31 protein-coding genes and 3 pseudogenes are annotated in these 25,098 nt (G+C 41.7%); 14 read left to right on the forward strand and 20 right to left on the reverse strand.

Translation table 11 applies throughout. The annotated features are described in order from the left end of the window. Positions 1-10 precede the first annotated feature (10 nt). The 8 genes from NJ959_RS00560 to NJ959_RS00595 form a co-directional block, all read right to left on the reverse strand. Entirely contained in the window at positions 11-526 is a 516-nt protein-coding gene (locus NJ959_RS00560) for a hypothetical protein (RefSeq protein WP_254009788.1), read from the reverse strand. A 79-nt stretch (positions 527-605) separates the two neighbouring features. Beyond that, entirely contained in the window at positions 606-1,121 is a 516-nt protein-coding gene (locus tag NJ959_RS00565; RefSeq protein WP_254009789.1) for a hypothetical protein, read from the reverse strand. 52 nt (positions 1,122-1,173) lie between these two features. Beyond that, the gene (locus NJ959_RS00570; RefSeq protein WP_309242528.1) at positions 1,174-1,710 is read right to left on the reverse strand and encodes a hypothetical protein; all 537 of its coding nucleotides are present in this window, start codon (positions 1,708-1,710) and stop codon (positions 1,174-1,176) included. Continuing rightward, on the reverse strand, positions 1,679-1,840 hold the full coding sequence (locus NJ959_RS00575) for a YqaE/Pmp3 family membrane protein (RefSeq protein WP_254009790.1): 162 nt from the start codon (positions 1,838-1,840) through the stop codon (positions 1,679-1,681). The genes NJ959_RS00570 and NJ959_RS00575 overlap by 32 nt, the downstream gene beginning before the upstream one ends. A 257-nt stretch (positions 1,841-2,097) precedes the next feature. Beyond that, positions 2,098-2,988: a ChaN family lipoprotein gene (locus NJ959_RS00580; protein ID WP_254009791.1), complete on the reverse strand. Its 891-nt coding sequence runs from the start codon at positions 2,986-2,988 to the stop codon at positions 2,098-2,100. Positions 2,989-3,030: 42 nt separating this feature from the next. Next, positions 3,031-4,896, reverse strand: a complete 1,866-nt coding sequence (locus NJ959_RS00585; RefSeq protein ID WP_254009792.1) for a protein kinase domain-containing protein — start codon at positions 4,894-4,896, stop codon at positions 3,031-3,033. Between the two features lie 35 nt (positions 4,897-4,931). Further along, positions 4,932-5,471 carry a GIY-YIG nuclease family protein gene (locus tag NJ959_RS00590; protein WP_254009793.1) on the reverse strand — a complete coding sequence of 180 codons (540 nt, stop codon included), beginning with the start codon at positions 5,469-5,471 and terminating at the stop codon, positions 4,932-4,934. Between the two features lie 21 nt (positions 5,472-5,492). Beyond that, complete coding sequence (locus tag NJ959_RS00595) at positions 5,493-5,819, reverse strand: hypothetical protein (protein WP_254009794.1); 327 nt, start codon at positions 5,817-5,819, stop codon at positions 5,493-5,495. A gap of 18 nt (positions 5,820-5,837) precedes the next feature. Here NJ959_RS00595 and NJ959_RS00600 point away from each other — a divergent pair, with 18 nt between their 5' ends. Then, positions 5,838-6,077: a hypothetical protein gene (locus NJ959_RS00600; protein ID WP_254009795.1), complete on the forward strand. Its 240-nt coding sequence runs from the start codon at positions 5,838-5,840 to the stop codon at positions 6,075-6,077. A gap of 125 nt (positions 6,078-6,202) precedes the next feature. Here the strand turns inward: NJ959_RS00600 and NJ959_RS00605 are convergent, their stop codons facing one another. Beyond that, the gene (locus NJ959_RS00605; RefSeq protein WP_254009796.1) at positions 6,203-7,147 is read right to left on the reverse strand and encodes a Sll0314/Alr1548 family TPR repeat-containing protein; all 945 of its coding nucleotides are present in this window, start codon (positions 7,145-7,147) and stop codon (positions 6,203-6,205) included. Positions 7,148-7,482: 335 nt separating this feature from the next. On the opposite strand from NJ959_RS00605, the gene NJ959_RS00610 reads away from it, so the two are divergent. Continuing rightward, the gene (locus NJ959_RS00610; RefSeq protein ID WP_254009797.1) at positions 7,483-8,151 is read left to right on the forward strand and encodes an ABC transporter ATP-binding protein; all 669 of its coding nucleotides are present in this window, start codon (positions 7,483-7,485) and stop codon (positions 8,149-8,151) included. Positions 8,152-8,319: 168 nt separating this feature from the next. Beyond that, positions 8,320-9,063 carry a 16S rRNA (guanine(527)-N(7))-methyltransferase RsmG gene (gene rsmG, locus NJ959_RS00615; protein ID WP_254009798.1) on the forward strand — a complete coding sequence of 248 codons (744 nt, stop codon included), beginning with the start codon at positions 8,320-8,322 and terminating at the stop codon, positions 9,061-9,063. On the opposite strand, the gene NJ959_RS00620 is transcribed toward rsmG, so the two are convergent. After that, positions 8,999-9,289: a hypothetical protein gene (locus NJ959_RS00620; RefSeq protein WP_254009799.1), complete on the reverse strand. Its 291-nt coding sequence runs from the start codon at positions 9,287-9,289 to the stop codon at positions 8,999-9,001. The genes rsmG and NJ959_RS00620 overlap by 65 nt on opposite strands. A gap of 883 nt (positions 9,290-10,172) precedes the next feature. On the opposite strand from NJ959_RS00620, the gene fusA reads away from it, so the two are divergent. Next, a complete protein-coding gene (gene fusA / locus NJ959_RS00625; RefSeq protein WP_373693574.1) occupies positions 10,173-12,233 on the forward strand; it encodes an elongation factor G in 2,061 nt (686 codons plus the stop codon). Between the two features lie 66 nt (positions 12,234-12,299). On the opposite strand, the pseudogene NJ959_RS00630 reads toward fusA, so the two are convergent. The 3 genes and pseudogenes from NJ959_RS00630 to NJ959_RS00640 all read right to left on the reverse strand — a co-directional run. Then, a pseudogene (locus tag NJ959_RS00630) lies at positions 12,300-12,842 on the reverse strand (transposase); the annotation flags it as partial. 296 nt (positions 12,843-13,138) lie between these two features. Continuing rightward, positions 13,139-13,903, reverse strand: coding sequence for a hypothetical protein (locus tag NJ959_RS00635; RefSeq protein ID WP_254009801.1), 765 nt, complete (start codon positions 13,901-13,903; stop codon positions 13,139-13,141). 5 nt (positions 13,904-13,908) lie between these two features. Continuing rightward, positions 13,909-14,811 (reverse strand): hypothetical protein, encoded by a 903-nt coding sequence (locus tag NJ959_RS00640; RefSeq protein WP_254009802.1) that lies wholly within the window; start codon positions 14,809-14,811, stop codon positions 13,909-13,911. A gap of 13 nt (positions 14,812-14,824) precedes the next feature. Here NJ959_RS00640 and NJ959_RS00645 point away from each other — a divergent pair, with 13 nt between their 5' ends. Beyond that, entirely contained in the window at positions 14,825-16,324 is a 1,500-nt protein-coding gene (locus tag NJ959_RS00645; RefSeq protein ID WP_254009803.1) for a TIGR04222 domain-containing membrane protein, read from the forward strand. On the opposite strand, the gene NJ959_RS00650 is transcribed toward NJ959_RS00645, so the two are convergent. Continuing rightward, positions 16,321-16,923 carry a methyltransferase domain-containing protein gene (locus tag NJ959_RS00650; protein ID WP_254009804.1) on the reverse strand — a complete coding sequence of 201 codons (603 nt, stop codon included), beginning with the start codon at positions 16,921-16,923 and terminating at the stop codon, positions 16,321-16,323. The two genes, NJ959_RS00645 and NJ959_RS00650, sit on opposite strands and share 4 nt — an antisense overlap. A 701-nt stretch (positions 16,924-17,624) precedes the next feature. On the opposite strand from NJ959_RS00650, the gene NJ959_RS00655 reads away from it, so the two are divergent. Genes NJ959_RS00655 through NJ959_RS00665 form a run of 4 tightly spaced genes read left to right on the forward strand, consistent with a single transcriptional unit; the run spans position 17,625 to position 19,861 of the window. Beyond that, entirely contained in the window at positions 17,625-18,971 is a 1,347-nt protein-coding gene (locus tag NJ959_RS00655; RefSeq protein ID WP_254009805.1) for a hypothetical protein, read from the forward strand. Between the two features lie 5 nt (positions 18,972-18,976). Continuing rightward, on the forward strand, positions 18,977-19,486 hold the full coding sequence (locus tag NJ959_RS00660; protein ID WP_254009806.1) for an HU family DNA-binding protein: 510 nt from the start codon (positions 18,977-18,979) through the stop codon (positions 19,484-19,486). Then, entirely contained in the window at positions 19,450-19,560 is a 111-nt protein-coding gene (locus tag NJ959_RS30525) for a DUF4160 domain-containing protein (RefSeq protein ID WP_373693575.1), read from the forward strand. The genes NJ959_RS00660 and NJ959_RS30525 overlap by 37 nt, the downstream gene beginning before the upstream one ends. Continuing rightward, positions 19,541-19,861 (forward strand): DUF2442 domain-containing protein, encoded by a 321-nt coding sequence (locus tag NJ959_RS00665; protein ID WP_254009807.1) that lies wholly within the window; start codon positions 19,541-19,543, stop codon positions 19,859-19,861. Before NJ959_RS30525 ends, NJ959_RS00665 begins: the two co-directional genes overlap by 20 nt. Before the next feature lie 249 nt (positions 19,862-20,110). Here the strand turns inward: NJ959_RS00665 and NJ959_RS00670 are convergent, their stop codons facing one another. The 3 genes and pseudogenes from NJ959_RS00670 to NJ959_RS30030 form a co-directional block, all read right to left on the reverse strand. Next, a complete protein-coding gene (locus NJ959_RS00670) occupies positions 20,111-20,374 on the reverse strand; it encodes a Txe/YoeB family addiction module toxin (RefSeq protein ID WP_373693576.1) in 264 nt (87 codons plus the stop codon). Further along, positions 20,371-20,607 carry a type II toxin-antitoxin system Phd/YefM family antitoxin gene (locus NJ959_RS00675; protein WP_254009809.1) on the reverse strand — a complete coding sequence of 79 codons (237 nt, stop codon included), beginning with the start codon at positions 20,605-20,607 and terminating at the stop codon, positions 20,371-20,373. Before NJ959_RS00675 ends, NJ959_RS00670 begins: the two co-directional genes overlap by 4 nt. A gap of 50 nt (positions 20,608-20,657) precedes the next feature. Next, positions 20,658-20,840, reverse strand: a pseudogene (locus NJ959_RS30030) (PIN domain-containing protein); the annotation flags it as partial. Between the two features lie 11 nt (positions 20,841-20,851). On the opposite strand from NJ959_RS30030, the gene NJ959_RS00680 reads away from it, so the two are divergent. The 5 genes from NJ959_RS00680 to NJ959_RS00695 all read left to right on the forward strand — a co-directional run bounded on the left by NJ959_RS00680 (position 20,852) and on the right by NJ959_RS00695 (position 23,184). Next, a complete protein-coding gene (locus NJ959_RS00680; RefSeq protein WP_254009810.1) occupies positions 20,852-21,085 on the forward strand; it encodes a helix-turn-helix transcriptional regulator in 234 nt (77 codons plus the stop codon). Next, positions 21,025-21,198: an RNA methyltransferase gene (locus NJ959_RS30530; protein ID WP_373693577.1), complete on the forward strand. Its 174-nt coding sequence runs from the start codon at positions 21,025-21,027 to the stop codon at positions 21,196-21,198. The genes NJ959_RS00680 and NJ959_RS30530 overlap by 61 nt, the downstream gene beginning before the upstream one ends. 112 nt (positions 21,199-21,310) lie before the next feature. Next, positions 21,311-21,550 carry a hypothetical protein gene (locus NJ959_RS00685; RefSeq protein WP_254009811.1) on the forward strand — a complete coding sequence of 80 codons (240 nt, stop codon included), beginning with the start codon at positions 21,311-21,313 and terminating at the stop codon, positions 21,548-21,550. Between the two features lie 88 nt (positions 21,551-21,638). Beyond that, positions 21,639-22,679, forward strand: coding sequence for a M28 family peptidase (locus tag NJ959_RS00690; protein WP_254009812.1), 1,041 nt, complete (start codon positions 21,639-21,641; stop codon positions 22,677-22,679). Between the two features lie 70 nt (positions 22,680-22,749). Then, a complete protein-coding gene (locus NJ959_RS00695; RefSeq protein WP_254009813.1) occupies positions 22,750-23,184 on the forward strand; it encodes a hypothetical protein in 435 nt (144 codons plus the stop codon). 92 nt (positions 23,185-23,276) lie between these two features. Here NJ959_RS00695 and NJ959_RS00700 read toward each other — a convergent pair whose 3' ends face one another. The 3 genes and pseudogenes from NJ959_RS00700 to iscB form a co-directional block, all read right to left on the reverse strand. Then, positions 23,277-23,531 (reverse strand): YggT family protein, encoded by a 255-nt coding sequence (locus NJ959_RS00700; protein ID WP_254009814.1) that lies wholly within the window; start codon positions 23,529-23,531, stop codon positions 23,277-23,279. Positions 23,532-23,692: 161 nt separating this feature from the next. Further along, positions 23,693-24,028 carry a ssl2009 family thylakoid membrane protein gene (locus NJ959_RS00705; RefSeq protein ID WP_254009815.1) on the reverse strand — a complete coding sequence of 112 codons (336 nt, stop codon included), beginning with the start codon at positions 24,026-24,028 and terminating at the stop codon, positions 23,693-23,695. A gap of 107 nt (positions 24,029-24,135) precedes the next feature. Continuing rightward, a pseudogene (gene iscB / locus NJ959_RS00710) lies at positions 24,136-24,717 on the reverse strand (RNA-guided endonuclease IscB); the annotation flags it as partial. Positions 24,718-25,098 lie beyond the last annotated feature (381 nt).

Consider the following 25,098-nt stretch of genomic DNA (forward strand, 5'->3'; position numbering starts at 1 on the left):
AACTTATTCGTTATACTTCAGTAGGTTGTTTTTCTTGTGTTTTGAGCCATTCTGTTGTGGCTCTTGACTCTTTTTGTCTGGCTTCTGGTTGAGACTTGAGCCATGTTTTATAAGCTTCTTCATCACCGCCAAAGGAAGCTAGTGATGGAGAAAGACGATGAGCTTTTTTTGTCCATTCATCTTCTGGAGATAAGGGTTTATAGACGCAATAGCAAATACAAATTGAATCGAATTTAGCACCGTAGGGGGCGGGAATTTCTGGAGTATATTCCTCCACCTGAATAACCTCCCATCCACTATCACGGAAAGAATCTCGATCTTCTGGTACAGTTTCTGTTAGTCTATATCCAGGAGTGGGAATCGGCTTACCACTGCAATCGTAATATTCGGCAAGGGTATTGGTGAGAAATGGAATTGTTCCTGCGTTAGCAATAGAATAGAAAGCTTCTCCATGCTTTGTTCCCGTTTCTCCTCTATATTTATTTACCTCACTCCAATCGGCTTTAAACACAAATAATTTACGCATCTTCTTTTCCCTCCTTGAAATAATCACCTTGAGACAAATCTATGGGAGATAACAGGTACTAGTATTGAAGATTAGATTGTTACACTTCAGTAGGTTGTTTTTCTTGTGTTTTCAGCCATTGGGTTGTGGCTATTGACTCTTTTTGAGTTTCCTCTGATTGAGAATTGAGCCATGCTTTGTAAGCTGACTCATCACCGCCAAAGGAATCTAAAGATGGCACAAGACGATGAGCTTTTTTTGTCCATTCATCTTCTGGGGATAGGGGTTTATAGACGCAATAGCAAATACAAATGGAATCGAATTCAGCACCATAGGGTGCGGGAATTTCTGGAGTGTATTCTTCTGTGCGAATAACCTCCCATCCATTATCGCGAAAAGAATCTTTATCTTCTGGTACAGTTTCAGTAAGTCGATAACCCGGTTGGGGGGAGGGTTTGGTGCTAGAGTAGTGATATTCTGCGAGGGTGTTAATTAAAATTGGGATAGAGCCAACGTTGGCAATTCGATAAAAGGATTCACCAATTGCTGTGCCTGTGGCTTCCCGATATTTTTTAATTTCTCCTTTATCTGCTTTAAATAAAATCAGTCTATTCATCTTCGTTTTTCTCCTTGATAACATCCCCTTGAGCTATGTCTATGTAGCTATTTCACCTATCCCATAACTGCTGCAATCGAATTCTCAAATACATCCTGATTGGAAATTGATAAAACTCCGTCACTAACCATAAAATAATGGTTAAATGAGATAAAAAAGTTAACCCTGTCCAAACAAGAGGAAACCAATAAAAACGGCTAGTAGGCTCTGGAGGAAAAGTGTAAGCAGACAAACCAATCAAAGTGGCTGGGAGGACGACAAAAGCTATAGCTAAAACCCATATCGTCCATCCCCATTCAACCCCCTCTAAATGTCCTCCCATCCAATTTTTACCATTCCAGCGCCAGACAAGAGGGGGCTGTCTATCCGTCATTTTGAGGATTTGTTTGTCTAAATCAGCAATAAAAATCTGGCGACAAGAATCACAAGCCATAGCATCCATTAACAGCATGGATTGAATCTCGCCAGCACGACAAATTGGACAAGGATAAATTCCTTGATAAGTCAAAGGTTTTGCTGAATTTGGCAAACTATTCATGTAAAAAGTAATCTCGAATCTAGTCCCTTTTTGCAATAATCCAGATAGCATGAACTAGCCCTGGCACATAACCGAGTAAGGTTAACAGAATATTAAGCCAAAAAGCCCCGCCCAACCCAACTTGCAAGAATACGCCCAGCGGTGGTAGGAAAATGGCGATGATGATACGAACGACATCCATGGTTTTATCCTCCCTGTCAGTCAGAAATAGTTGTTATCGAGTTTTCTCTTTACATATTAGACTCTTTGAGGATAAAGTGTCGCCCTCGGCTAGGCCGTGTCTTCAAACCCTGGAAGGGAGAAGCATTTGGATAGGAAACCTTGGGTTTAAGCCTGATGTTATCGCCCAAAGCCTTCTCCCCTACACTAGATTTTGGACTTTGAAGACATGGAATATGGGCTATCAAAGGTAAAACTCAAAAATTTTTTCCCCACTCCCTACTTCCAAAAGAAATCTGCAATCCTATTTTCTCCATCCAGTTTCCCATCTTCGGCAACACCAAACAAAAGGGAATACTGGAGGAAATCAGGGGTATTGATGCGGCGGGCAACTCGACTTGGTATCCCGTAACCGTAAATAATATGACCCTTGCCAGCGATCGCAACTACTTGATAGTCTGGGTTAGCGATGATAAATTGGGCAATGGTTTCTGCCATAGTTTCATCCCACAGTACTTGGGTAGTAAAAAATCTCTCAAAGCTAGTACTATTTCCATGAGAGCCTTCCTGATGCTGTTCGTAGATTTCTTGGATCATTTTACGATAGTCGGGGTTATCGGTACGAATTTCTGTTAAGGGTGGAATATGTTTCTGTTCATCAAGTGTTAGACTTTCTAAGCCATGACGGGCAACTTTACGGGTGATTTCTGTGGGAGTATTTAAGGCTAAAACTGGCAGTTTATTGTCTTTGGCAAAACGTAATAGTGGCGCGTAGTATTCCCAAGGGAAGCCCCAGCGTTTTTCGTATTCAGTTTGCTCGATTAATTCAGCTTCGGTAAGTTCTCCTGCCAAATATCGATCTATGATAGATTGATAGGGACGCTGAAACATCTCCATGGCGATCGCAATTTTGGGATTTCGTTGGTGGAGTGCTTGCAGGATTTCCAGTTGCGCCTTGTGGTCATCTGGATTATTGTGAGTTTCACCCAGGTATACAACATCCGCTTTGACTAATTCATCTAGTATCGCCCCACGAGATGAGATAACTGGCGTTGTTATCGCTTCCGTATAGAATTGGGGAGGTTTGGCATGAGTTTGGATGTTACAGATAACGAAAATACCTAAAGACAAGGCACAGAGTTGGGTAATTGAATGGATTTCGAGCTTCATATTTTGCCCTCGGTTAACCTCCCTCTAAGAATAATCCCTCAATTAATGCAAATCTGCTTCCCAAACACCAATATAAATGCGATCGCGTTCATTCCGTTCAATTGCCACCTTCAAGTGGTTTCCCGTTATGAATCGATAGCGATTGGATTGGCGCTGATACACTCTTGCCAATCCTCCCTGAATCTCTGGCGTGATATTACCATTGAGCATTTGATTTAATGTATCAGATATTGTCTCCAACTCAACTGACTGATAAAATGAAGCTTCGGTTTGGCGCAAACGTCCTGAATTAACGTCAAATAGATATCCCAAACTAACTTTATTGGGCAGAAATTCTTCATATAATAAAGCACTAGTTTTCGGCCATAATCCTTTGGATTGCTTCGTCGGATTACCTAGAGAAGATTCGACTATTTTTTTTGAAGTCCCCGGGGCAAATGCCGGGATACTTTTACTCTGAGAATGGGTGGGATTGTTCTTTTCAATAGTTGGGGATGGTGTTGGTGTTACTAAAGGTGTGGATGTTGCTAAAGGTTTCGGTATTGCTAAAGGTGTGGGTGTTTCTAAGGGTTTAGGTTGTGGAGTTTTTAGGGGTGAGGATAATTGAGAAAAACTTGATGTAGCTTGCTTCGGTGTTGATGCTACTTTCGGTAATTCAGCAATAATTGGTGTAGATTCAGGATTAGATGGGATTTCTGACGTTTCGGGAGATTCAGTAACTTCAGGAGATTGAGGGAGAATTACTGAGGGTTTGGCAATGAGTGGTGATGAAGGTATTAGCGCAGGTATTGGGGATGGAGATGGTTTAATAGTCGGTAATTCTGATATGGTTTGAGTTGGAGATGGTACTGGATTTGAGGTAGTCTGATAACGATTAAAATTGAGCGCAATAGCCACAGCTACAAGTAGCCAACCTCCTACTACTAAACCTCCTGCAATGAGTTGTTTTTGTTCCTCTGCTGCGGGATAATGCCAAAAGCGATAGCGTTTTCTCTTAAAAGGAACAGTAGGTGGCACTGCTGGGTTACTGGCAATAGGGTAACGCTTGAGAGGCACTGACTGAGTTGCTATTTCTGAAGATTCGGTATTTAATTTTAATGTGTCTAACATTTCTCTGGCAGTAGAAAAGCGATCGCGAGGATGAAACCGAATTGTTCGATCCACTACTCCTGCTAGGTTTGAGTGACAATGGGGTGCATCCCTGCGCCATAAAATTTCCCCATTACCGGAATCTATTTCCAAAGATTGAGGTAATTTGCCCGTTAGTAAAAATACCGCTACCAATCCTAAACTATACAAATCGCTAGCATAAATTGGTCTTCCTGCGGCTTGCTCGGCTGCCATAAATCCTGGCGTACCAATTACCATAGATTGGGTAGTACTAGCTTGGGGATTAGCTACTGTTGTAATCGCTTCTTTTACTGCACCAAAATCAATTAGTACAGGCAACCCATCCCGTTTTCGGATAATTATATTATCTGGTTTGATATCTCGATGAACTATGCGATAATTATGGACATAATCCAATACAGGTAATAAACTAAGTAAAATTGCTGTCACCTGACTTTCACTTAGCATTCCCTCCTTTTGTACCTTATTAGTTAAAGTATCCCCTTCAATCCATTCTTGAACTAAATAAAATTCCCCTCCTTCTGAAAAATAAGCATATAATTGAGGAATCTGATTATTACCTTCCCCTAGTGCTTCTAAAACTGCGGCTTCTCGCTGAAAACGCTCTTGCACCAGCTTATCAACCTGGGGATTGTTACTTATCGGTTTGAGTTGCTTGATCGCACAGCGCCTTCCCGAAGGCATATAGGTATCTTCGGCGAGAAAAGTATAACCGAATCCACCCGCAGCTAGTGTTTGAAGTACCCGATAGCGATTGTTTAGCAGCGTTGGTGTCATGGGCGGAAACTATTATCTTTGTTAAATATCAGTTACTATTTTAAATCCAGTAATCCTTGCTCCTTTAACTTAGGATTAAAGCGAATATCACCTTGCAAACCACGGGATTCTAGCATCTCAAAAATTTGACCTTCAACTCGCCGTGCGATATTTTTTAACAGCTTAATTTGGCTGACTCCATCGCTTTTATCATAAGTTGCTCGCTCTTCATCTGTCATCGTTAATTTAGCATCAATAGCATGATTCCAAATTACTTCATCAACACCATTCCCCGGAGGAATTATCCCATTTTCCTCAATCCAAGCTTGCCGCACTGCCTCTAAATGAGTACGATTGGGGCGATCGATAGTTTCTACCTTTACCCAATAACAAGATTGAGGCTGACGGACAAGGTGTTGTTTGAGGCTGAGATAAATATCGCGAGAATAGTTAACTAGTTGAAGGTTTTTTTGCTCGTTAAAAATTGCATAAATACCAATTTTTCCCTGTAACGATTCTGGTAAATTGCCCGTCTCGTCAATATAAGATATAAAGTCTAGCTCAGAGAGAATAGGAATCTTTGTTTCGGATATCATCTTTATTTCCCTTTAGATTTACTATCGAATTTTTTGATAAATAGCACAGAGACGGCTAGGTTGGAATATTTTAGCTTTGAACATGAAATTAGGAGGAACATTGATGATAATATGATCGTCAGATTCCTGGTATTTTTCATATTCCCTTGGCATCCCTTTCGGTGTCCCCTCACTGTAGGGCACAGGTTGAAATAATAATTCTGTAAACTCAATATCTTGGCATTGGATTTGTGTCGCAATTTGGTTGCGGAAGGTTTCGCCAATCAATAAAGCAAATAAGTTTTCGCGAGCTTCTGGATCGAGAACGAAGCTACTATTAAAGTTATTAACAATTTTTAATCGAGCCATCTTGAACGGGAGTGGGAGGTGACAACAGGGATGATTATAGCCTGTCGGGTGCGTTATTACTCTCAACAGCCAGAAGATTACTTATTTTGTCCATCTTCCACTCCCCCCACTCCCCAGTCGGTATTCTTTTCTCTTGAAAGTAGGGGGTGGGGTGGCTTTGGCATCTTGGATGATTGGCGATGCGATCGCGCTAATAGGACTGACGCAGGGAGTCAGAAACCCGGTTTCTTCCTTAACATCGATCGTCTCAACCGATGATTTTGTCTAGAAACCGGGTTTCTTCCGCGCTAATAGGAGTCAGAAACCCAGTTTCTTCCTTAACATCGATCGTCTCAACCGATGATTTTGTCTAGAAACCGAGTTTCTTTGCCTAACTCCTGATTTTAATTGTTTCCTGCCCTAACTTTATTTCTTTCTGCTCGGCAATCTCGACTGCCATTATCGAGGCTATTTTGGACTTTGCATCTTTCGTAAGTAATCTGGGCAGCGGAATAGTTGGGGAGTTGTGTCTGTTTGGCTAGGGATTGGTTGAAATAATCGAGTGCTTCTTTATCTTTGTCTTGACGTACTAATATCTGGGCTTTTAGGTATAAAACCTCTGGATTATTTGGCGTTAATTGGAGGGCGCGATTTACATAGTCGAGTGCTTCGTCGTATTTTTTGAGATCGCGCTTACCCACTGCTATCCCCCGATAGGATAAATATTTGGGGTAACCGTAATTTTCTAACTTTTGAATTGCTTGGGCGGGATCGGAAAATGGCAGATTTACGGCTAACATTAAATCCATGTAGCCTGTGATTAGGTTGAATTCTGGATCGTTAGGATCGCTTTTTTTGGCTTCATCTAAATATTCAAACACTTTCTGTAACTTGCTTACCGCCCTGACTGGTCCATCTTGTTCAAAATCAGCAGCCCCTTCTAAAAAATGACCCACTGCCATATATAAGTTACCGCGCAAGGAATCGGTAGCAGCTAGTTTTTCAGCGGTTGTTCTAGTTTTGCTAGCGTAGGTTTTGAAACTATCGAAATTAGGCTTACTCTGCGATTTGGCATCAAGATAAGACAAAGATGCTAGCAAAGCATAAACTAGAGGTTCATTCCCTTCAGTAGACTCTGCTTTTTGCAGATAATCTTTAGCCTTTTTATAGTCTCCATCCTTGAATATTAATTCAAAAGCAGTTTCGGTATTGTCGCCAATGGCACGGGGATTACTGGTACGAAAGGGATCGCCAGCAAGGGTGGGTTGTGATAAAAAACCAAGCAAGACAACCGCTGCACCAGCAAAAGCTGTTACTGTTCGTTTTGGTGTGGCAAAGCAATCGATCATTGTTATCCAAAAATAACTCTCGGTTAAACCTTGACGTTAGAATTGATTTGATGTTCCATTAGGGAATCCTTGGGAAAATCAATGTAATAATTAAAAGGAGGCGATCGCTCCCTCAACTTAGCCGATAAATAAAGCTATTTTCAGGTATGTGAGGTACAGAGAAACCCGGTTTCTCAAAGAAACCGGGTTTCTGGGCTGTGCTTTATAAACCTGGAATCTGCTGTAATTCTAGGGATCAACCTTACCGATTGTAGCCCAGTGCGATCGCAAAGCGTTGCTCCAAGGAGATCGCACTCTATACCTCAAAACAATATAATGTCTCTGACAGATTCTGAATGCTATATCTCAAAAACCTCTCGTACCACCCCCCTGCTACCCCTACCCCGATCTTAAAAGCTTTGAATCTGGAATTAGCACCCCAACAACTAGGACTAGTAATTGGTCCTTCTGGCTCAGGTAAAAGTACATTATTAGAAATATTAGCAGGGTTAGCGGAACCCACAGGAGGTAATATATTCTGGCGAGATCAGGATTTAATCTCTGATGACTTACAACAGTTGGGGGGATTAGTATTTCAGTTTCCCGAAAGACACTTCTGCGGTAGTACGGTTTTAGAGGAATTGCGCCTTGGGCATCCAGAGTTGAGTACTGAAAAAGTTTACGAAGCACTACAAGAAGTTGGATTAGCAAATTTATCCCTAAATGCCATCCCTCATGCTTTAAGTGGAGGACAACAGCGAAGGCTTGCTTTAGCCGTCCAACTCATTCGCCAACCAACCATGTTAATGTTAGATGAACCAACCGCAGGTTTAGATTGGTCAATGCGCCGTCAGTTAGTCAATCTTTTGGCAAAACTGAAAACCCATTGGACACTATTAATTGTCACCCACGATGCGGGCGATCTATTGCCAATTGCCGATCGCTGTTGGACAATTAAACAGGGAGAATTAGAAGCCGTCGATCCCACCTCTTTAGCCAAAAAAACAACAGTTGTTAGTTGTTAGTTATTGATTATTGGTTATTGGTTATTTATTATTGGTTGTTTATTGTTAATCTGCTCTTTCCTTTGCGCTCTTTGCGTTAAAAAAAATGTCTTATATTCAACCGATATCCTCTATCAAAGATCTTAACAATTTCAAAAATAACTCAAGCTCAACAGTACCCAAACACCCATGACAAGTAATCTAAATACTATATTATTGCCAGAAAAGCAGGAGATTTGGCAAGAAACTCTAAATTGGCAGCCGGACGAAACACAGCAGCAAATGTTTCAATCTATTTACGATGAAATCTTAGCCGTTAACCGCCACTTAAATTTGACTCGAATAACTGAACCAGATGAGTTTTGGGAAAAGCACATCTGGGATTCTCTGCGAGGAGTGAGATCCTTATTAACCTCAGTGAATTCTCCACTCAGAATTATTGATATCGGTACAGGGGGAGGATTTCCCGGATTGCCAATTGCGATAACATTTCCTCAAAGTTCAGTTACCTTACTAGATTCTACCTGTAAAAAAATTACCTTTCTCGACCAATTAATTGCCAAATTAGGCATTAACAACGTTGAAAGCATAATGGGAAGATCGGAAGATATTGGCAGACAAAAAAAGTACCGACAAACTTACGATATTGCCTTAATTCGTGCCGTTGGCTCCGCTTCTGTCTGTGCTGAATATGCCCTACCTTTCCTAAAAGTTGGCGGATTAGCGATTCTTTATCGAGGTAATTGGACAGATGAAGAAATGGAGGGACTCAAGCCAGCGGTTGAACAGTTAGGAGGAGCAATTGAATCGATCGAACAATTTACTACACCCTTAAGTAATAGTATCCGTCATTGTTTATATTTACGTCTTATTTCACCCACTCCGGTGAAATTTCCCCGTGGAGTTGGCGTACCCGCACAACATCCTTTATAGGTTGGGGAGTGGGGAGTAGGTTTTGTCCGGAATGCGATCGCTCCAGCCAGCAAACTAGATCAAAAGTACTATTTTTTCCCTCGTCTCCCTCAAAAAGAATGTTCTTCACATAACTTAACAAATAAATAATGGCTGAAAGCCGCTTAACTTCGTGAAATTTATTGAGATTAATTCCTAATAATTTACGAGATTGCGTCGTTTCAGCGATCGTGGTAGAATAATCCAAAGGAGGGCTACTGACCTTTAGCAGGTTTTATACATTATGGTGAGTCATTTCAAGATTTTATCATCTCAATGAGAGTCTGAAAGGTTTTTCTGTAGATATGGCGATGTAAAAACCGATTAAACACATCAAAAGTAGCCATCAAAATTATTAGCTCAAGATCATGCCATTACTGGCAAACACTTGCTCCAGATTTTGCACTTCATACTTCTAAATTCAGCCTTCGTTTGACCGAGCTTTATTTTGCAGGAAATCACCCACATATAGCCAGATAAATTTTGCTGTGGCATCAGGATCGATCCTTTTGAGTGCTTCAGCAATTTCCACGACGGTTTCGGCAGTGGGATCTCTAATCCTGTCAGAGAATTGCGATCGCGTAAAGGATGAGGGGTGCGATTATCTTGGCTCTAACAACTTGCACCACTTACAATAACCCGACAGTGGTTAAAACCACTGTCTAATAGCTCAAGTCAGTTAAAACTGACTGGCATAATAATTTCAGTCCATTTTAATGGACTTGAGCTATTAGCCGTAGAATTAATTCTACGGCGGGTTGTAAGGCTTACCGACAATGGTGCAAGCTCTCAGTTGAAACCGACTGAATGAAAATTTAAGTCAATTTTAAAAGAGGCTCAAAGAATTAATTTATCTGTAGGGTGCGTTATCTAACGCACCCCATCTTTCCCCCAAAACCTCTGCGCACCTCCCCACCACCCTCTGCGCACCTCTGCGTTAAAAAAAACATATCATCCCCACACTAAAGAAATTGATAAGAAACATTTCCACCTCCTTGACACTGTATGTATTATACGTGTAGCATAAAAGAGATTGCCCCACAAACGGCAACAAATTGTCCATCACAAAAAGCACAAAAGGAGAAAATCCGATGATTCCCCTCCAAAACATCCGTAACATCGGGATATCAGCCCATATCGACTCCGGAAAGACAACTCTTACGGAGCGAATTCTCTTCTACACTGGCAGAATCCACAAAATTGAAGAAGTAAGAGGAGGGGGTGCAGGTGCGACAATGGACTTCATGGAATTGGAGCAAGAAAAAGGCATCACTATCACTTCTGCTGCAACAACTTGCATGTGGCACGATCTCCAAATTAACCTGATTGATACTCCCGGGCACGTCGATTTTACTATAGAAGTAGAGCGAGCTTTGCGAGTACTTGATGGTGGAGTTATGGTACTCTGTGCAGTTGCAGGTGTTCAATCTCAATCTATTACCGTAGACAGGCAAATGAAGCGCTATCGAGTGCCGCGTATTGCCTTTATTAATAAGATGGATAGATTGGGTGCAAATCCCTTCCGAGTTGTGCAAGCACTGCGAGAGAAATTGGGGTTAAATCCCTTCTTACTTCAGCATCCTATCGGTAGTGAGGATACCTTTACTGGCGTTATCGATTTAATTGAAATGAACGCCCATTATTTTGAAGGAGAAAAAGGAGAAGAGCATCGGATTGTGCCAATTCCAGATTATTTACAATCTGAGGCACAAGAAGCACGAGATCAACTCCTCGATCGCATTTCCATCTTTTCCGAACCGATGATGGAATTGTTGATTGATGGTAAAGAAGTTCCCAAAGAATTAATTTGGGATACCATTCGCCAGGGAACCTTAAATCATCAACTAACTCCAGTGCTAATTGGTTCCGCTTATAAAAATAAGGGGGTGCAGAATCTACTAGATGCGATCGCGCTTTATCTACCTTCTCCTATGGATCGTGAGGTAGTGCAAGCCTTTGACGTTAAAACCAACGAAACTGTTGAAGTTTACGCTGATCCAGATACTTCCCTAGTCGCCATGGCGTTCAAACTTACCGATGAAGATACGGGACAATTAACCTATACTCGCATCTACTCCGGTACTCTCAAAAAAGGCGATACCGTCTACAATACTCGCACAGGCAAACGATTGCGAATTGGGCGATTTGTCCGGATGCACGCCAATCATCGACAGGAAATATCGGAAGCACCAGCAGGTAATATTGTGGCGCTAATTGGGATTGACTGTAATTCTGGCGATACCTTCTGTTCGGAAGGAGTTAATCTCTCCTTAGAAGGTATGTTTGTACCGGAGCCAGTGGTAACTCTTGCTGTCACTCCCAAACATCAAGATGATATGGATCGAATCTCCAAAGCCATCCATCGCTTTACGCGAGAAGATCCAACTTTCCGCGTTAAAGTTGACCCAGAATCCAAACAAACCCTAATTTCTGGAATGGGAGAATTGCATCTAGAAATCTACATCGAAAGAATGAAGCGGGAATACAATGCTGAAGTTTATGTTGGTGCGCCTGCGGTTGCTTATCGAGAAACAATTTCCCAACCAGCAACATTCGACTATACCCTGAAAAAACAAACAGGAGGTTCCGGTGATTTCGCCCATGTCATCGGACGAATTGAACCCTGTGATGAACCCTTTGTTTTCGAGAATCGGGTAGTTGGCGGTGCAATTCCCAAACAGTTTATTTCCGCTTGCGAGAAAGGATGCCACGATGGTACTCAAAGTGGACTGTTAATTGGGTATCCCGTGACTGGAGTTAAAGTAATTTTAACCGGAGGTGACTATCACAATGTTGATTCTTCGGATTTAGCATTTCGCTCCGCAGCCAAGCAAGGTTTCTTGCAAGGCTTTAGAAAAGCAGCACCCATTATTTTAGAACCAATTATGCTAGTGGAAGTGGAAACACCAAACGAGTATGTGGGCAGAGTACAGGGAGATTTATCTTCTCGCCGTGGAATGTTACTAGGTTCTCAAACGATGGAAGGTTACTCGGTAATTCGTGCCGAAGTGCCATTGAAAGAAATGTTTGGTTACGCGAAAGATTTACGATCTTTTACTGCGGGGCAGGCTAGTTTTTCCATGGAGTTTGCTAGTTATCGACAGGTTCCTCCTGTGCAACAGACTCAGTTAGTTGGTGGGGGTGTGCGATGATGCGGTGAATTAATGTGGGGGTGTTGAAAAAGTCAGATTTAGACAATCCATGGATTAATTAGTTATTTAACCCTGAAGAAATGATGAGCTTTTCTTCTTGACAATTTCCCCAATTATAACCGGAATTAATAGTTGCCTCCAAAAAAGGTGTAATGAGGGTTTGAAGTCAAAAAAAATCCCCTTCCCCTGCCTCAGCAGGGTGGAAAGATTCATAACTAAAAAAGCAATGGCAATCGCAGTTTGAGAAGTATGAGGTAGTTTAGCCATGACTCGATTCAAGCTATATCTACGTTTAGAAACTCCAAATTTTCCTTCAATCGTATTACGAACCCTCTCATCTTATTGAGCTTGCTTTTTCTTTGAGGCACTGACATTAGCTGGTGGCCTCCCCAAGGGAGGACCACTGATTCTAATTCCTCTTTCTTTACAGAAGGCTCGATTTTCTCTTGTCCGATAAATTCGGTCAACATGTACCGATTCTGGATAGACTCCTCTGGCTTCTTTAAATGCTTCTACTTGCGCTTTTAAATCGAGTGATTCATTAAAGTTATTCCAGTCTATACGGTCTAAAAATACATATCCATCTCGACAAGAAACCGATAGTTTCGCTACTACCATGAATGCGAGCGCGAAAGGAGCCAGAACTATTCCACAGCCTTTTGCCCATCGTCTTTTTCCTCTTATTCAGCAAACCCTAGTTAGCGACTCTCCAATATTCGTTCAATTCTCGATAGGATGGTTTTTGCCGTCTTCTTAGCAGAATCGCTTGATTTACAGTCATCAGTAGATACACGAATTATTCTTACGCCCTCATCCTCCAAGTGACTAAAGCATTACCCAGTCGAGTGTAAGCATTGGTTTCATCTTGAAATTGCTTAAAGTAGGCAGCAAATGCTTCAGATAGGTCATTTTTTTTGACAAAAGCTGACGGGGCGATCCCTGATGAACTGATCGTAAAATTGACATTTAAGCTGATATGAATTCTCTTGAAGATTAAGGCAGTAAACTAGAGCATCTTTAGACGAAATGAGTCTCTTTAAATGAATCGCCAGTTCTTGAGAATGGGTCAATCCGCCCAGAATGCTTTCTTGTCCAATATCTGAATTTCTGCTGTCATGGATCATGTGGAAATAATAGAACTCTGATCTGATTTTGTGTGGTGATTGTCCATTGGATAGGCGTTCAGAAATTCGTTGCCAAAGACAGGAATACTCAACTGAGACCAGCACCTCTGCCCAAAAGCGAAGAAATGCGACCAGCCCCACCTGACAATGCTTTTCACCCAGACAACCGATCATGCACTGATAGCTCTCATTTCTAACCTTTTGAGTGGTTGGTGTTTCCGGTGTTATTAGTATCATTTCAGAAGTCGCACCTAAATTGAGCAGATCTTGGAAAAGTAGCTCTCGATGAGAAGGTAGGGGAACCCCTTTTGTATTGCGTGGAAATTCCTCATTCAGAATCCCTCTAACTGTCCGTTTGATCCCCTCATCAGTCAGAGCATCAATCACAAATTCGTAAAGGTTGACGATAGAAAGCGATAAAAAGCGGCGCTGGATAAGAATTGCCAGCAGGTCTTCCCAAGCGATCGCATCAATCTGGCTAAACAATGGATGATTTCTAAACTTCGTAATCAATGAAATCTCGAAATCGTTGAGGGTTTCAATCATAATTTTTAACTCGTAAATAGGATTTTCAGATCATTTCTCCAATTGCGGTTTGGATTTGGATAAAAGCGACGAGCAACTTGCCACATCAACTCAAAATCTTTTTGTAAGGTATCCGTGATGAGTTGATTGGCAGAGTTTAGCGTCAGCTCTAATTGGAACGTATTAATAGCAAGCGATCCGTGGAGAAAAGGTGCTGCCAACATATAACTACCAGCTCGATAAATTGCTAGAGAAGGAAGCGTATCATACAGCTTAATCTCGATAAGTTTAGAAGTGTCTGAAACTCCGATGATTTTCTCTAACGTCTCCAGATTGGCAATTACGCAATCTCGAATATTAATCTCATCCCCGATGCTGCTATTGGCATACCTCCTCAGAACCTCTTCTCTCAGTTTTGCTGCTTCGGAATAGGGCCAAGCTAGCAATATTCTGACCTGAACGCCATTTTGGAGGCATCGAGTGAGATGTTCAAAATAGTCATTCAAATTGGGTGCAAAGGTTTGGAGAATATCTACTTGCTTATGTTCTGAATTGTCCGAATCGATCAAATTATCAATTGCTTTTCCAAAGGCATCTCTAGGAAAATTTGGATAAATGTAATTCAAGCCGATTTCCGAAAAGAATATATCGTTGTTCTGGTATTGAAGATACTGCTCAGTTAAACGTTTATGAAGTTGTGGCAGCTTATGCCCTTTTCCCACAATTTTAAATTTTTTATAGATATTCTTTAGCCTTTGGGTAAAAGCTTCCTCTTCAATTGTTGAGTATGACGCAAGATAGGCTTCTAGCAATTCACTTTTAGTTGGACATTGAGCTTCTTGAAGACAGATGACTACGTCTGCTTCAAGAGAGGTCAATCCGTACTCTTGACAATTGCAAAGTGCTTCTAAGAAAGAATCCCAGCTCATAATCAGTCACTATTTGGCAACGGACAAAACGACAAGAGCATTCTGTGGCTCCCTTACACTTGATTACACTTTACTACACTTCCCCAATATTTACTTATCTCTAGATGTCATTCAAGATGATTATACCCTTTTAGAAAATTTAGTACCTATGCTAGATACGTTCCAGTCAGCCCTTTATCAGCGGCTACAAACATTTGAATTGGATGACCCAACCCATGAGTTTGGGTTTACCCGCCATCTCATGAAAAATCAGGGTTGGACCCTGACCTATACCCAAAGGGCGATCGCAGAGTATAAAAAGTTTGCCTTTCTCACGGTCGTCGCCAACCATCAGATAGTGCCCTCTGATCAGGTAGACCAGGTATGGCACGCCCATGTGCTCCTCACTCAGTCCTACTGGGAAGAGTTTTGCCCAAAGGTGTTAGGAAAAAAACTACATCATCATCCAGCACGGGGGGGACGGGTAGAACGGGCAGAATTTCATCACCTCTACACGAAAACCATCGCAAGTTATCGGCAATTTTTTGGCTCTCCACCCACCGACATTTGGTCGCCCCCAGATGTGCGGTTTGGCGCAGAGTTGAAAATGCAGCGAGTGAGCTTAAACGACCATTGGGTCATTCCCAAGCGATTCCCTCACTTGAAGTTTGCCCAACCCCTTAGTATCTTTGTCCAACCCTTCAGTATCTTTGCCATTATTACCTGCATGACAACAATTGCCTGGATCCGTGCAGCTCAAGGATCTCCCATTGGGCAGGTGGCGCGTGATGTACCTGCCAATCAGTTTGTTATTCCTATTTGTGGATTTGTCATCCTGGGACTGATATTACGTTATATAATTCGCAGCCCCAGCCAGCAGCCCCAAAAACCTCAACTGGATATATATAAAATCGCTTATTTAGCAGGTGGGGACTCACGAGCAGTGGAGTTAGCGATTACACAACTAGTACATCAGGGATGTCTACGTCCTAATGTGCGAAATCGGACATTTGCAATCGAAAAGCTACTACCTTACGAAGCAGCTACTTTAGAACGACAAGTGATGGAGCAGGCTCAACGAACTCCAGTTCTAAAGGAGCTACGGCAAGCTAGCAAATACAACACGAAATTTCTCAGAAGCTCCCTGGAGCAGGAGAAACTTTTGATGACAGGGTGGGCAGCTTTTATGGGAGCAAGTTTTGTACTCTTCCTTTTTATATCAATTTTCGGTGGAATATTGATGGTAGCTGTAAGAAGTCTTCTAGGTATTCAACCCTCAGAGATGAATATCTTTGCAGTTTTACATTGGTCGATTGGTATTGTTACTTTATGCTGTATTGTACCTGGTTTCCGCACCCGTTGGGGCGGTCGAATACTGGCAGATATCCAGAAAAACCACGATGTCTACGATGTGATGCAACGGTTTGCCCTTTATGGGTACACCGTGCTTTCCGGGGGAGCGCTGGATGATTTAAAGCAGATTTTTAAGGCAGAAGCAGAAGCGGCAAGCGGTGGTTGTGGTTGTGGCTGCTAGCTTGATCTCATCTGGAAAATTGCCAAATGTTCTTCCCCTTTACGACGAGCAATCGAGTCTTGCGCTGTCTTAAACAGGAGGATATCAAAGTGCGGGGCAAAGAGATCTAAAACCGCTTGCGGCTTTATGCAAAATGGAGGACCATTTGCCCGAGAATGGGTATAAAACAGAGCAATTAGTTGACCGTTAGGACGTAATAAGTTTTTGACAACTTGTACATATTTTGGTCTCAGCGTTGCATCAATGGTACAAAAACAAGTATGTTCCAATACGTAATCAAAACTATTGAGGAACTCGGCTTCCAATTCAAAAATATTGCGCTGTAAAAACTGAGCATCTAGTTCTCGTGCCTTGGCAGTAGCACGGGCACGCTCAATTGCGCTGGGCGCAAAATCAAACCCGACGACATCAAACTCTGCCGTTGAAAATAGCATTGCATCCTGCCCACTGCCACAGCCCAAAACTGCGATTTTGCCCACTTTTGGGGCTTGAGCGGATGCCAAAAGATTGATCAATGGAGGAGCTGGGCAACCCAAATCCCAACGATCTTGACCTTCCTGGTACCGTTTTTCCCAAGCGTCAGCGGTGAGGTCAATCACGCTTTAACTCCAAAACTGCAAGATTATGACTAATTTTCATAAGTTTAACTCATTGCAACGCATAAGAATTCAGATGGAGCGGACTGACCTAAACCTTTAGTAAAGTTCCAGATTTATCCCTTGAGGATTGGACAGTATAAATCGAGGGGAATTGAGATATCACCTACCGCAGTCACCGATATAGAACGGAAGTTACCCCCGGAGTTCGTACTTTCGTCGGCTGAAAGTATTGATATATATGAGATAGAGGCATTTCATCATAGTTAAGTTAACTTAACTTAACCATATTATTTCTGGAATCAGGTAGTTAATGACTAGTGTCAGTGTGGGGGAAAAGCTCAAACAACGACGTAAATTGCTCAATTTGACATTGAAAGAGGCTCTACCTTTTCTGTAGCATCTTCTAAGGCAGGAACCTGTTTTTCGGTTTGGTTAGTTTCCAAATATTCGATTGCTCTATCAAGGTTAAATACGCTCATCACCTAACCCTCGTTACTAAAAACTTACCTCTGAGTGTAGTACCACCAGGAATAGAAAATATACTTCTGGAGGGAACCTCTCCCATCACTCTGATTCCATTTAAGAGAAATGCTGTTTCCTCTGATAACTGAATTACAAAGTTCTGTTTATCTCCAAAGACACCAACCAACAATTATCATTGGTTTACGGGTGACTCACATGCCAAGGCATCAGCTAGGTTAATGAACTTCCTGGGGCTTCCCTTGGTAGATGATGAGGGGTATATAAATGAGTCAGATGTAAACCTCCCAGTTCAATTTAGAGTTGCTGAGTTTCAAAAATGGATTGGAAAGGGAACTATAAGTTATAACCCCAAACTAGATACAAGTGGGTATGACATGGCAATTCCTTTAACGAGCTTAAAGGAATTGCCATTGGGTAACTACACGGTTAAATTCCCCAATGTGGCACTTACAGGCGATCTAAAAGTAATTACTTCCCGTTCAATGCACGATAGAACGGGAATTGTCGCATCATTAATTGCTAAGGCAAAAGCATCAAATTCAGAAAATGTTGTTTTAAAAATCCCTCCTGGAGGCGAGCAAAAAGAATGGCAGGAAATGACTATTATTGAGTTTTTAGGACAACAGTTACAAATTGCAGTTGATAGTTTAAAGTCAGCTTATCCCAACAATCAAAACGGTTTTAATTGTGTAAGTGAGTTTTTAAAAGACATAAAAATACCGTGGTTGAGTGATTTTAAAAATCCTGAATGTTACCGCGATCGCAAATGTCAGGTTGATGAACAAGCCCAAGACACCATATCCAGATTAGTCAGGGAAGTTAATAGTTTTTGGCGACATGAAGAACTAGGGTCTAACATTCGCCCCAATGTGTTTGTTGACACATTATTTGCGGATGAAGAAGTAGTAAAAGAACAAATTGATACAGCCTATAAAGACCGAGAAATTTATCGTTCAGAGATGAAAGAAGCAATTGAATGGAAAGATGCTAACAATGGTAATTACGAAAAACTTTTACAAGTAAGTTCAAGGTGGCAAAAAATAGCTCTGGAAAGGATTGAAACCCCATATTGGTATCCATTAACAGGGCGATCGTGGGCAGCAGCTTATTGGCGAGTAGCTAATGATGCTAGTTCAGGTGGGGCGGGGATGGTTTTTACCATGTTTTTTGATTATATTTTGGAGGAATTAAGAGAAGCGCAAGAGAAACCAGCACCAAAATTTGTTGACATTTATGGTGTTCAATATTACTCATGGTCAGCACCACAAGACAAGCCATGGCGCGGTCAATTGGTTAATGTAAAATTTTTGATGGCTCCTAGGGGAAAAAATGGAGCCGAAGTTTTATCGGCAGACATGCTGTACCCCAACGCCACCAAACAATTTGGATGGCATCCCGCAGGGCTTGTCAAAGATAGCGATCGCCCTAAAATAACAATTGGCGAGACTAGACAATACCTGGTATATTCGGTAAGATTTAGGAAAGCACAAACCACTGCTTTTATTTTGCTTGACCCAGAAATTTCTGAGGAAGACAAGCAGGTAATCCTTGACATTTATTCGTAACCCAGATGAACTTACTGACTGATATTGCACTAGAAACTGATTTGCCGTTAAAAACGGTAAAATTAATTTTTGATTTGATTGAAGAAAAGGCTAAAAGTCTTCTTCAAAACTCTGATGAACCTTTTGAATTCTTCGGCTTCACTCTTTCTGCCAAAAATTACGGGCAATTTGAGCGCCGCAAACGGAATGGTGAACCTAATGTAATCCCAGCTCAACGCCGGATTAAGGTGGTGGTTTCAGAAGAATTGACCGCTTCTATCCAAAATGATGAGGTAAAAGTTGTTCCACTTGGTGACGAAACTCCTACAAAAGTTTGGAGTACTCCTGCTTCTGTTCCACCAATTCTTCCTAAAGACCAACCTACTCCACCCACTCCCCCTGCTCCCGCTACTCCACCTGCTCCAATTCCGCCTGGATTAAACATGACTGAATCAAGCGAGATCGTCAACTTGCTAAATACTGGCTGGCTCCCATCAGCCTGGAAAAAAACCGAGGGTTCAAGGAGCATGAGTTAAACCAGATTGCTAAACTGGTAACAGAACATCAAACATTTTTGCTGGATGCTTGGCATGATTACTTTGACGCTTGAGACAGATCCCGTTGCTAGCCAAGTCACCATTACAGATGACAAACTAATTGTCGATCTCGCTGATGGTCGTAGTATCAGTATCCCATTAAATTGGTATCCTCGCTTAATGTACGGCTCGCTCAATGAACGCCAAAACTGGCAGTTATTGGCAGATGGTTATGCAATTGAATGGAGTGATTTGGATGAGCATATTGGGATTGAGGGTTTGCTAGCAGGTAGGCGTAGTGGAGAAAGTCAAAAATCCTTAGAACGTTGGTTAGCAACACGTAATTATTCAGCGAATAATGTAACACCAATCTAACTACTCAAAATTCATACAATAGCGATTTCAATCTTCAATTCATCCTCCGTTATCTTGGCGGTGCGGATAATATCATCAGGAACTAAGACACTCATAAAAATTTTGCTAAAAATTGTATTTTATATAATTCTAGTACAGCATAAAGCCTTGCGATAGCGAAGCGCTGCTGCAAGGCTTTACGCTGTAAGTCTTCTCGCAGCTTCTTATTCCCGCAGTGCGATCGCACCTTCACTTATACCATAAAAAAAATTACTCATAATGAGTCCACATCCGCAGAATCTTCACCGTATTTTGTGACTCAATCACCTCATAGACGAGACGATGCTGAACATTAATGCGTCGCGAGTAAGCACCGGATAAATCCCCCACCAGCTTTTCATAAGGTGGGGGATTCTGAAATGGATTTATTGCAATGATATCGAGTAGTGCTTGTGCCTTATCTCTTAAGTTACTTTGAGTCAATTTTTTAGCATCTTTCTGAGCCTGTTTTGTGTAAACTAATTCCCAACTCACCATTCCAACTCCTGACTGCACTCTTCAATTGGAGTAGCCAAACCAGCACGAATTGATTCCCGCATTCCTGGTATCGAAAGCAAATATAACGTCTCCTGAATCGCCAACCAATCTGCTTCTGACAGTAAAATCGCGTTGCTGTTTTGGGAAGTAATTACAATCGGCTGATGGGATTGACTCACAGTATCAATCAAATCTTGCAATCGCTGTTTGGCTTCATTAATCGGAATCATCGCTATCAATATGGTAAATTAAAGAATCTTAATTTTAGTTTGCTGGACTACTATGGTTCATTCCAGTTTTCGATCTGTAGTCCGGGAATGCGATCGTAATGACGAATATTATTCGTAATCAATACGCAGCCTTCTGTAAGTGCAATACTGGCAATCAATAAATTAAAATCAGCCACAGGTTGTCCTGTTATACGAAATTCGGCTTTTAATTCTCCAAAGCGTTTGAGGGCATTATAGTACCAGAATGGCTAGTTTGGGAGAAAAACTCAAACAACGACGAGAATCACTCCATGTGACACAGCGGCAAATTGCGCTGGAATTGGGCGTGACTGTAACTACTGTGCAAAACTGGGAAGCTGGCAGATATATCCCAAAGCTATCTCCCATGGGAATGAAAGACATGGAGTTTCTCCTAAAATACTTGAGCATTGCCAACAGGCAGTACAGATCCCAATGTATGGTGTCAATGGCTCGATGAATGTCACCCATGCCTTAGCAATAGTATTATTTGAATGGCGGATACAGCATTCAACATCACCAGTCCCTTCTCATAACCAGAATCAAAGTAAAATTATGCTGGTGAATCCGTAATTGTAGCTTTGATAAACATGACAGAAAGGCAGGCAATAGAAAAATTATTATAGAATTAATCACCACCAAAGATGCAGCAAAAGTTGAAAGGTTTTTACAGCAAAAATCCCAGATGTCTGAATTGCGATTCTTGTGTTGTGGATGGGAAGCAGTAAGACGGATAGAAAATGCTAACTCTCCCAGCTATGGAAGTTTTAAAGATAGTCGCGGTTACAAGTATAAAGTAAGTATGTTTTCTCAAGAAACTTTAATCAACGCGCGTCAAGATTGGCACAAGATACCATTCTTTTATGTTGATGTTATAGCAACTGCCAGGGCGGTTAAGTCATTGATCAGAGTCGAAATACACTGACAAAGTGACCAAAAATGCACTAAGCGCCTTGGCGACTGCTATACTTTATATCTTGAAGAGCCATAACCGATTAAGTAAAAGTGAAAATATGTCACCAAATTCACCAAAAAAAAGACTCAGAATCCAAATCATCACCAAACCAGCCCTAATCCGCTTGGCAATACTTTTCGCTATCTTGCTAATTCTGAGTATCTGGGGCTGGTTTACACTATTTTGGATGCCTGAACAAAGTTATCAAGCGCAACTCCCTCCCTTACAGAAATCAGAAATAACCCTAAAAAATGCCCTCCAAGAAGATGTTAAAAAGCTAGCTGATGATATTGGTATCCGCGAATTTAATCAGTATAAAAACCTTAATGCTGCTGCCAATTTTCTCGAAACTGCTTTTAGTGAAGTAGGATATGAAGTAAAAAGACAAGAATACCAGATAGATGAAAAATCATACTATAACATAATTGCCGAGAAAATCGGTATCAAAAAGCCCAATGAAATTGTAGTAATTGGCGGTCATTATGACTCTGTATTTGGCAGCCCTGGTGCTAATGATAATGGTACAGGTGCAGCAGCTACTTTGGAATTAGCGAAGATATTTGCTAAAAAAGAAAACAATCGCACGATTCGCTTTATTGAGTTTACTAATGAGGAACCGCCGTTTTTTTGGACAGATAATATGGGTAGTTTTGTATATGCCAAACAGTCACGCCAGGAAAAGGAAAACATTGTGGCTATGTTGAGTCTGGAAACAATGGGCTATTTCTCAGATAGCAAAGGCAGTCAAAAATATCCTTTTCCCATAGGACTATTCTATCCAGATCGAGGTAATTTTATTTGTTTTATTGGTAATATTAATTCTGGGGAATTAGTGAGGAATGCGATCTCATCCTTTCGTCGTCATGCTCAATTTCCTTCTGAAGGCGCTGTTTTGCCTAATTGGGTTCCTGGTGTTGGTTGGTCAGATCATTGGTCTTTTTGGCAGTCAGGTTACCAGGCAATTATGGTAACAGATACTGCTCCTTACCGCTATAATTATTATCATACAGAACAAGATACTCCCGACAAAATTGACTATAATAAGCTGGCAAGAGTCGTCGCTGGTTTAGCAGAAGTTATTTCTGACTTAGCAAGATAATCTGCTGTTAGTAAACTACAATTAGCGGTAAGCTGAATAGTGCCACTATCTATAAAGGTTAATTAGATTTATGAAATTTCGATCTTGGTTTACAACAATTACTGTTGCTTGTCTTCTCTGGACAATTAGTTGGGTATTTGCCCCAAGTGCTTTTGCCTTAGTACAACTTCAAGTATCAGATATTTCTTACAAGGAATGTCCCGCAAAGTTGGCTGAAGGGATTGTAGTAGCTGGCTCTAGCGCCCGCGCTAATTGCTTCTTAATTACAGGAAAAGCGATTAATAATTCTGGGAAAATGGTTGTCAATGCCGATGTTTTTGGTCGCATTTACGATGCCAATCATAACTCAGTTTTCCAAAACCGCACTCGCGTCGGTGGAATTGATGAAGTACCACCTGGCGTGAGTGATTTTGAATTGAGAATTTCGGTGGCAGAGAATCAACCCACGCCTCTAATACTGGAACAATTCAAAGCCTCTGGTTTTATAGGCATTGTCCGCCGCTGAGTTGAGGGGCGAGAGGAGGAGAGGAGAATTTTAATTCAAAACTCAAAACTCAAAACTCAAAACTCTCCTTCCCATTCCCCATTCTCTATAGCCTAACCGAACAATCCAGCCACGACTTGCAAGACTAAAATTGCGAGGATGGGAGACAAATCCATCCCGCCAATTGGTGGAATGAAGGAGCGAAAAATGTTCAGGTAGGGATCAGTAATTGGACTTAAGACAGAGGAAACCTGATTCATCCACTCAACCGTGGGAAACCAGGTTAACAGGATGCGGATGAATATCAGGAGCAAGTAGATTTGGAGGAAGTTGGCAAGGCTGTCAGTGAGAAGATTTGTAGCACTCATAACTGGAAAAACTGATTTACTAAATTGCGATCGCTTGCGAGTAAAGCCCAGCAGATCGCAGATTGACCTTTTAAGTAAGTTTAACGGATATCATCCCAATCTGGTTTCCCCATCTCTGGTGATATATACCCGAAATATCGCTCCCGTTGTGGAATTCCCGATTAAGAATCGAGCGATCGCTCCCGGTAGGGCAGATCGGCGCTACCATTGACTTGACCGAGTTGATCGCGCACATCATCAATCGCTGTATTAAGCTGGGCAATTTTATCCTCCAAGCTGCGACGTGCCATTTCCATGCTTTCTTCTGTCTGAAGCTCGGCTTTTTTCGTCTTGAGTGCTTTAGCTTCTGAGCGTTTCGCATTCAGCAAAGGCTGTTCGGTATCGTCGCTGTTATTGTTCCGCCTATCGGCTACCAATGCGCCAATAACTCCACCAACCACTCCACCCAATAGAATTCCAGCTAAAAATCCGCCTGTAAAACCATCACGCTGACTCATCAGAACACCTCCGTCGTCGGAAACTCTGTGTCTTTAGACCAGAGAGGAAGAGGCGGCAGCGGTTTTAACCGCCTACAATATTCAAAATCCATAGTTGTAACCATCCTTTTGTTTAATAAATACTCACGCACCTCGTATCCAGCTAATTCACCTTGTTGATATTCAATCCCTGATATTTCTGGGTTTTCCATTTGCTGCAAATCAAACCTAACCAACTCTTGAGAAATAGCGCTAATTGGTGCAATTCTTGACAGTTTGTCAACCCAATTTAAAGTTGTTTCAACTCGATGCTGAAGGCTTGGCGCTAACCAACCTTTTGGTCTGGTTCGATTGAGGAATCGAGCTTGACGATATCTTGTGTGTCGATTTCTACGACCACGACGCAATGAACGTCTGGATTCTAGAGAAGCTTTAATTGTTTGACCACGGTGGCTTAATTCGGCTACCCAAATCAGATTACAACCTGAAAGAATAGCTAATCCTGTTGTTTTAGAACCAGGGTCAATCTTCAGGATCAAAGGTTCTGGTGTGCCTGCTACCTCCTTATTCAAAATAATTGTGAACGGGTACAACCTAAAAACTTTAGCCTTGCCAACATTCAGTAACTTACGAGCTACGGATGGTTTGCAGGGTGTCAAATGTTTACGGTTGGTATCAAGAACAAAAACGTAATTTGCTAGTTTAGACATTGTTGCGTCTGACCTTTTCAGTAATGTTAGCTTTGACAAAGTTTTAAGAGCTTTTTAGACCTGCAACACTATCTCAGTGACAGAGCAGACTGTTTAATTGCAGATGACAGAGCAAGGGACTAGCTACGCATCCACGGGGTGTCGTGACTCGAAAAACGTAGTACTCGTGGTACTTAGTCTGGCAAGCATGGCTTCAACTAATCTCTTAGCTGAGAGCCACCGTGTCTTTAGACCGGGGTTGCTTACCTTCTTTTATACCTAACTTTTTTCCAGATTAACGGTTCCGTAACTAAACTGCCTAGTAATGGGAGAATGGCTAATGGCTAATTGCTAATTGCTAATTTTTAGAGATTATCAACAACAGTTTCCCACCCCTAGCCC

It is taken from the genome of Limnofasciculus baicalensis BBK-W-15, from assembly GCF_024178385.1.
Classification (GTDB): domain Bacteria; phylum Cyanobacteriota; class Cyanobacteriia; order Cyanobacteriales; family Coleofasciculaceae; genus Limnofasciculus; species Limnofasciculus baicalensis.

Excerpts from the sequence above, each read along its gene's own strand:
- NJ959_RS00575 (WP_254009790.1), bottom strand. The coding sequence starts at position 1,840 with ATGGATGTCGTTCGTATCATCATCGCCATTTTCCTACCACCGCTGGGC.
- NJ959_RS00655 (WP_254009805.1), top strand. The coding sequence starts at position 17,625 with ATGAACTTCCTGGGGCTTCCCTTGGTAGATGATGAGGGGTATATAAAT.
- NJ959_RS00675 (WP_254009809.1), bottom strand. The coding sequence starts at position 20,607 with ATGATTCCGATTAATGAAGCCAAACAGCGATTGCAAGATTTGATTGAT.
- NJ959_RS00560 (WP_254009788.1), bottom strand. The coding sequence starts at position 526 with ATGCGTAAATTATTTGTGTTTAAAGCCGATTGGAGTGAGGTAAATAAA.
- NJ959_RS00705 (WP_254009815.1), bottom strand. The coding sequence starts at position 24,028 with ATGAGTCAGCGTGATGGTTTTACAGGCGGATTTTTAGCTGGAATTCTA.
- NJ959_RS00565 (WP_254009789.1), bottom strand. The coding sequence starts at position 1,121 with ATGAATAGACTGATTTTATTTAAAGCAGATAAAGGAGAAATTAAAAAA.
- NJ959_RS00680 (WP_254009810.1), top strand. The coding sequence starts at position 20,852 with ATGGCTAGTTTGGGAGAAAAACTCAAACAACGACGAGAATCACTCCAT.
- NJ959_RS00590 (WP_254009793.1), bottom strand. The coding sequence starts at position 5,471 with ATGATATCCGAAACAAAGATTCCTATTCTCTCTGAGCTAGACTTTATA.
- NJ959_RS00570 (WP_309242528.1), bottom strand. The coding sequence starts at position 1,710 with ATGCTATCTGGATTATTGCAAAAAGGGACTAGATTCGAGATTACTTTT.
- NJ959_RS00610 (WP_254009797.1), top strand. The coding sequence starts at position 7,483 with ATGCTATATCTCAAAAACCTCTCGTACCACCCCCCTGCTACCCCTACC.
- NJ959_RS00685 (WP_254009811.1), top strand. The coding sequence starts at position 21,311 with ATGTCTGAATTGCGATTCTTGTGTTGTGGATGGGAAGCAGTAAGACGG.
- NJ959_RS00595 (WP_254009794.1), bottom strand. The coding sequence starts at position 5,819 with ATGGCTCGATTAAAAATTGTTAATAACTTTAATAGTAGCTTCGTTCTC.
- NJ959_RS00640 (WP_254009802.1), bottom strand. The coding sequence starts at position 14,811 with ATGAGCTGGGATTCTTTCTTAGAAGCACTTTGCAATTGTCAAGAGTAC.
- NJ959_RS00585 (WP_254009792.1), bottom strand. The coding sequence starts at position 4,896 with ATGACACCAACGCTGCTAAACAATCGCTATCGGGTACTTCAAACACTA.
- NJ959_RS00635 (WP_254009801.1), bottom strand. The coding sequence starts at position 13,903 with ATGATTGAAACCCTCAACGATTTCGAGATTTCATTGATTACGAAGTTT.
- NJ959_RS00695 (WP_254009813.1), top strand. The coding sequence starts at position 22,750 with ATGAAATTTCGATCTTGGTTTACAACAATTACTGTTGCTTGTCTTCTC.
- NJ959_RS00580 (WP_254009791.1), bottom strand. The coding sequence starts at position 2,988 with ATGAAGCTCGAAATCCATTCAATTACCCAACTCTGTGCCTTGTCTTTA.
- NJ959_RS00690 (WP_254009812.1), top strand. The coding sequence starts at position 21,639 with ATGTCACCAAATTCACCAAAAAAAAGACTCAGAATCCAAATCATCACC.
- NJ959_RS00605 (WP_254009796.1), bottom strand. The coding sequence starts at position 7,147 with ATGATCGATTGCTTTGCCACACCAAAACGAACAGTAACAGCTTTTGCT.
- fusA (WP_373693574.1), top strand. The coding sequence starts at position 10,173 with ATGATTCCCCTCCAAAACATCCGTAACATCGGGATATCAGCCCATATC.
- rsmG (WP_254009798.1), top strand. The coding sequence starts at position 8,320 with ATGACAAGTAATCTAAATACTATATTATTGCCAGAAAAGCAGGAGATT.
- NJ959_RS00700 (WP_254009814.1), bottom strand. The coding sequence starts at position 23,531 with ATGAGTGCTACAAATCTTCTCACTGACAGCCTTGCCAACTTCCTCCAA.
- NJ959_RS00665 (WP_254009807.1), top strand. The coding sequence starts at position 19,541 with ATGATTACTTTGACGCTTGAGACAGATCCCGTTGCTAGCCAAGTCACC.
- NJ959_RS00660 (WP_254009806.1), top strand. The coding sequence starts at position 18,977 with ATGAACTTACTGACTGATATTGCACTAGAAACTGATTTGCCGTTAAAA.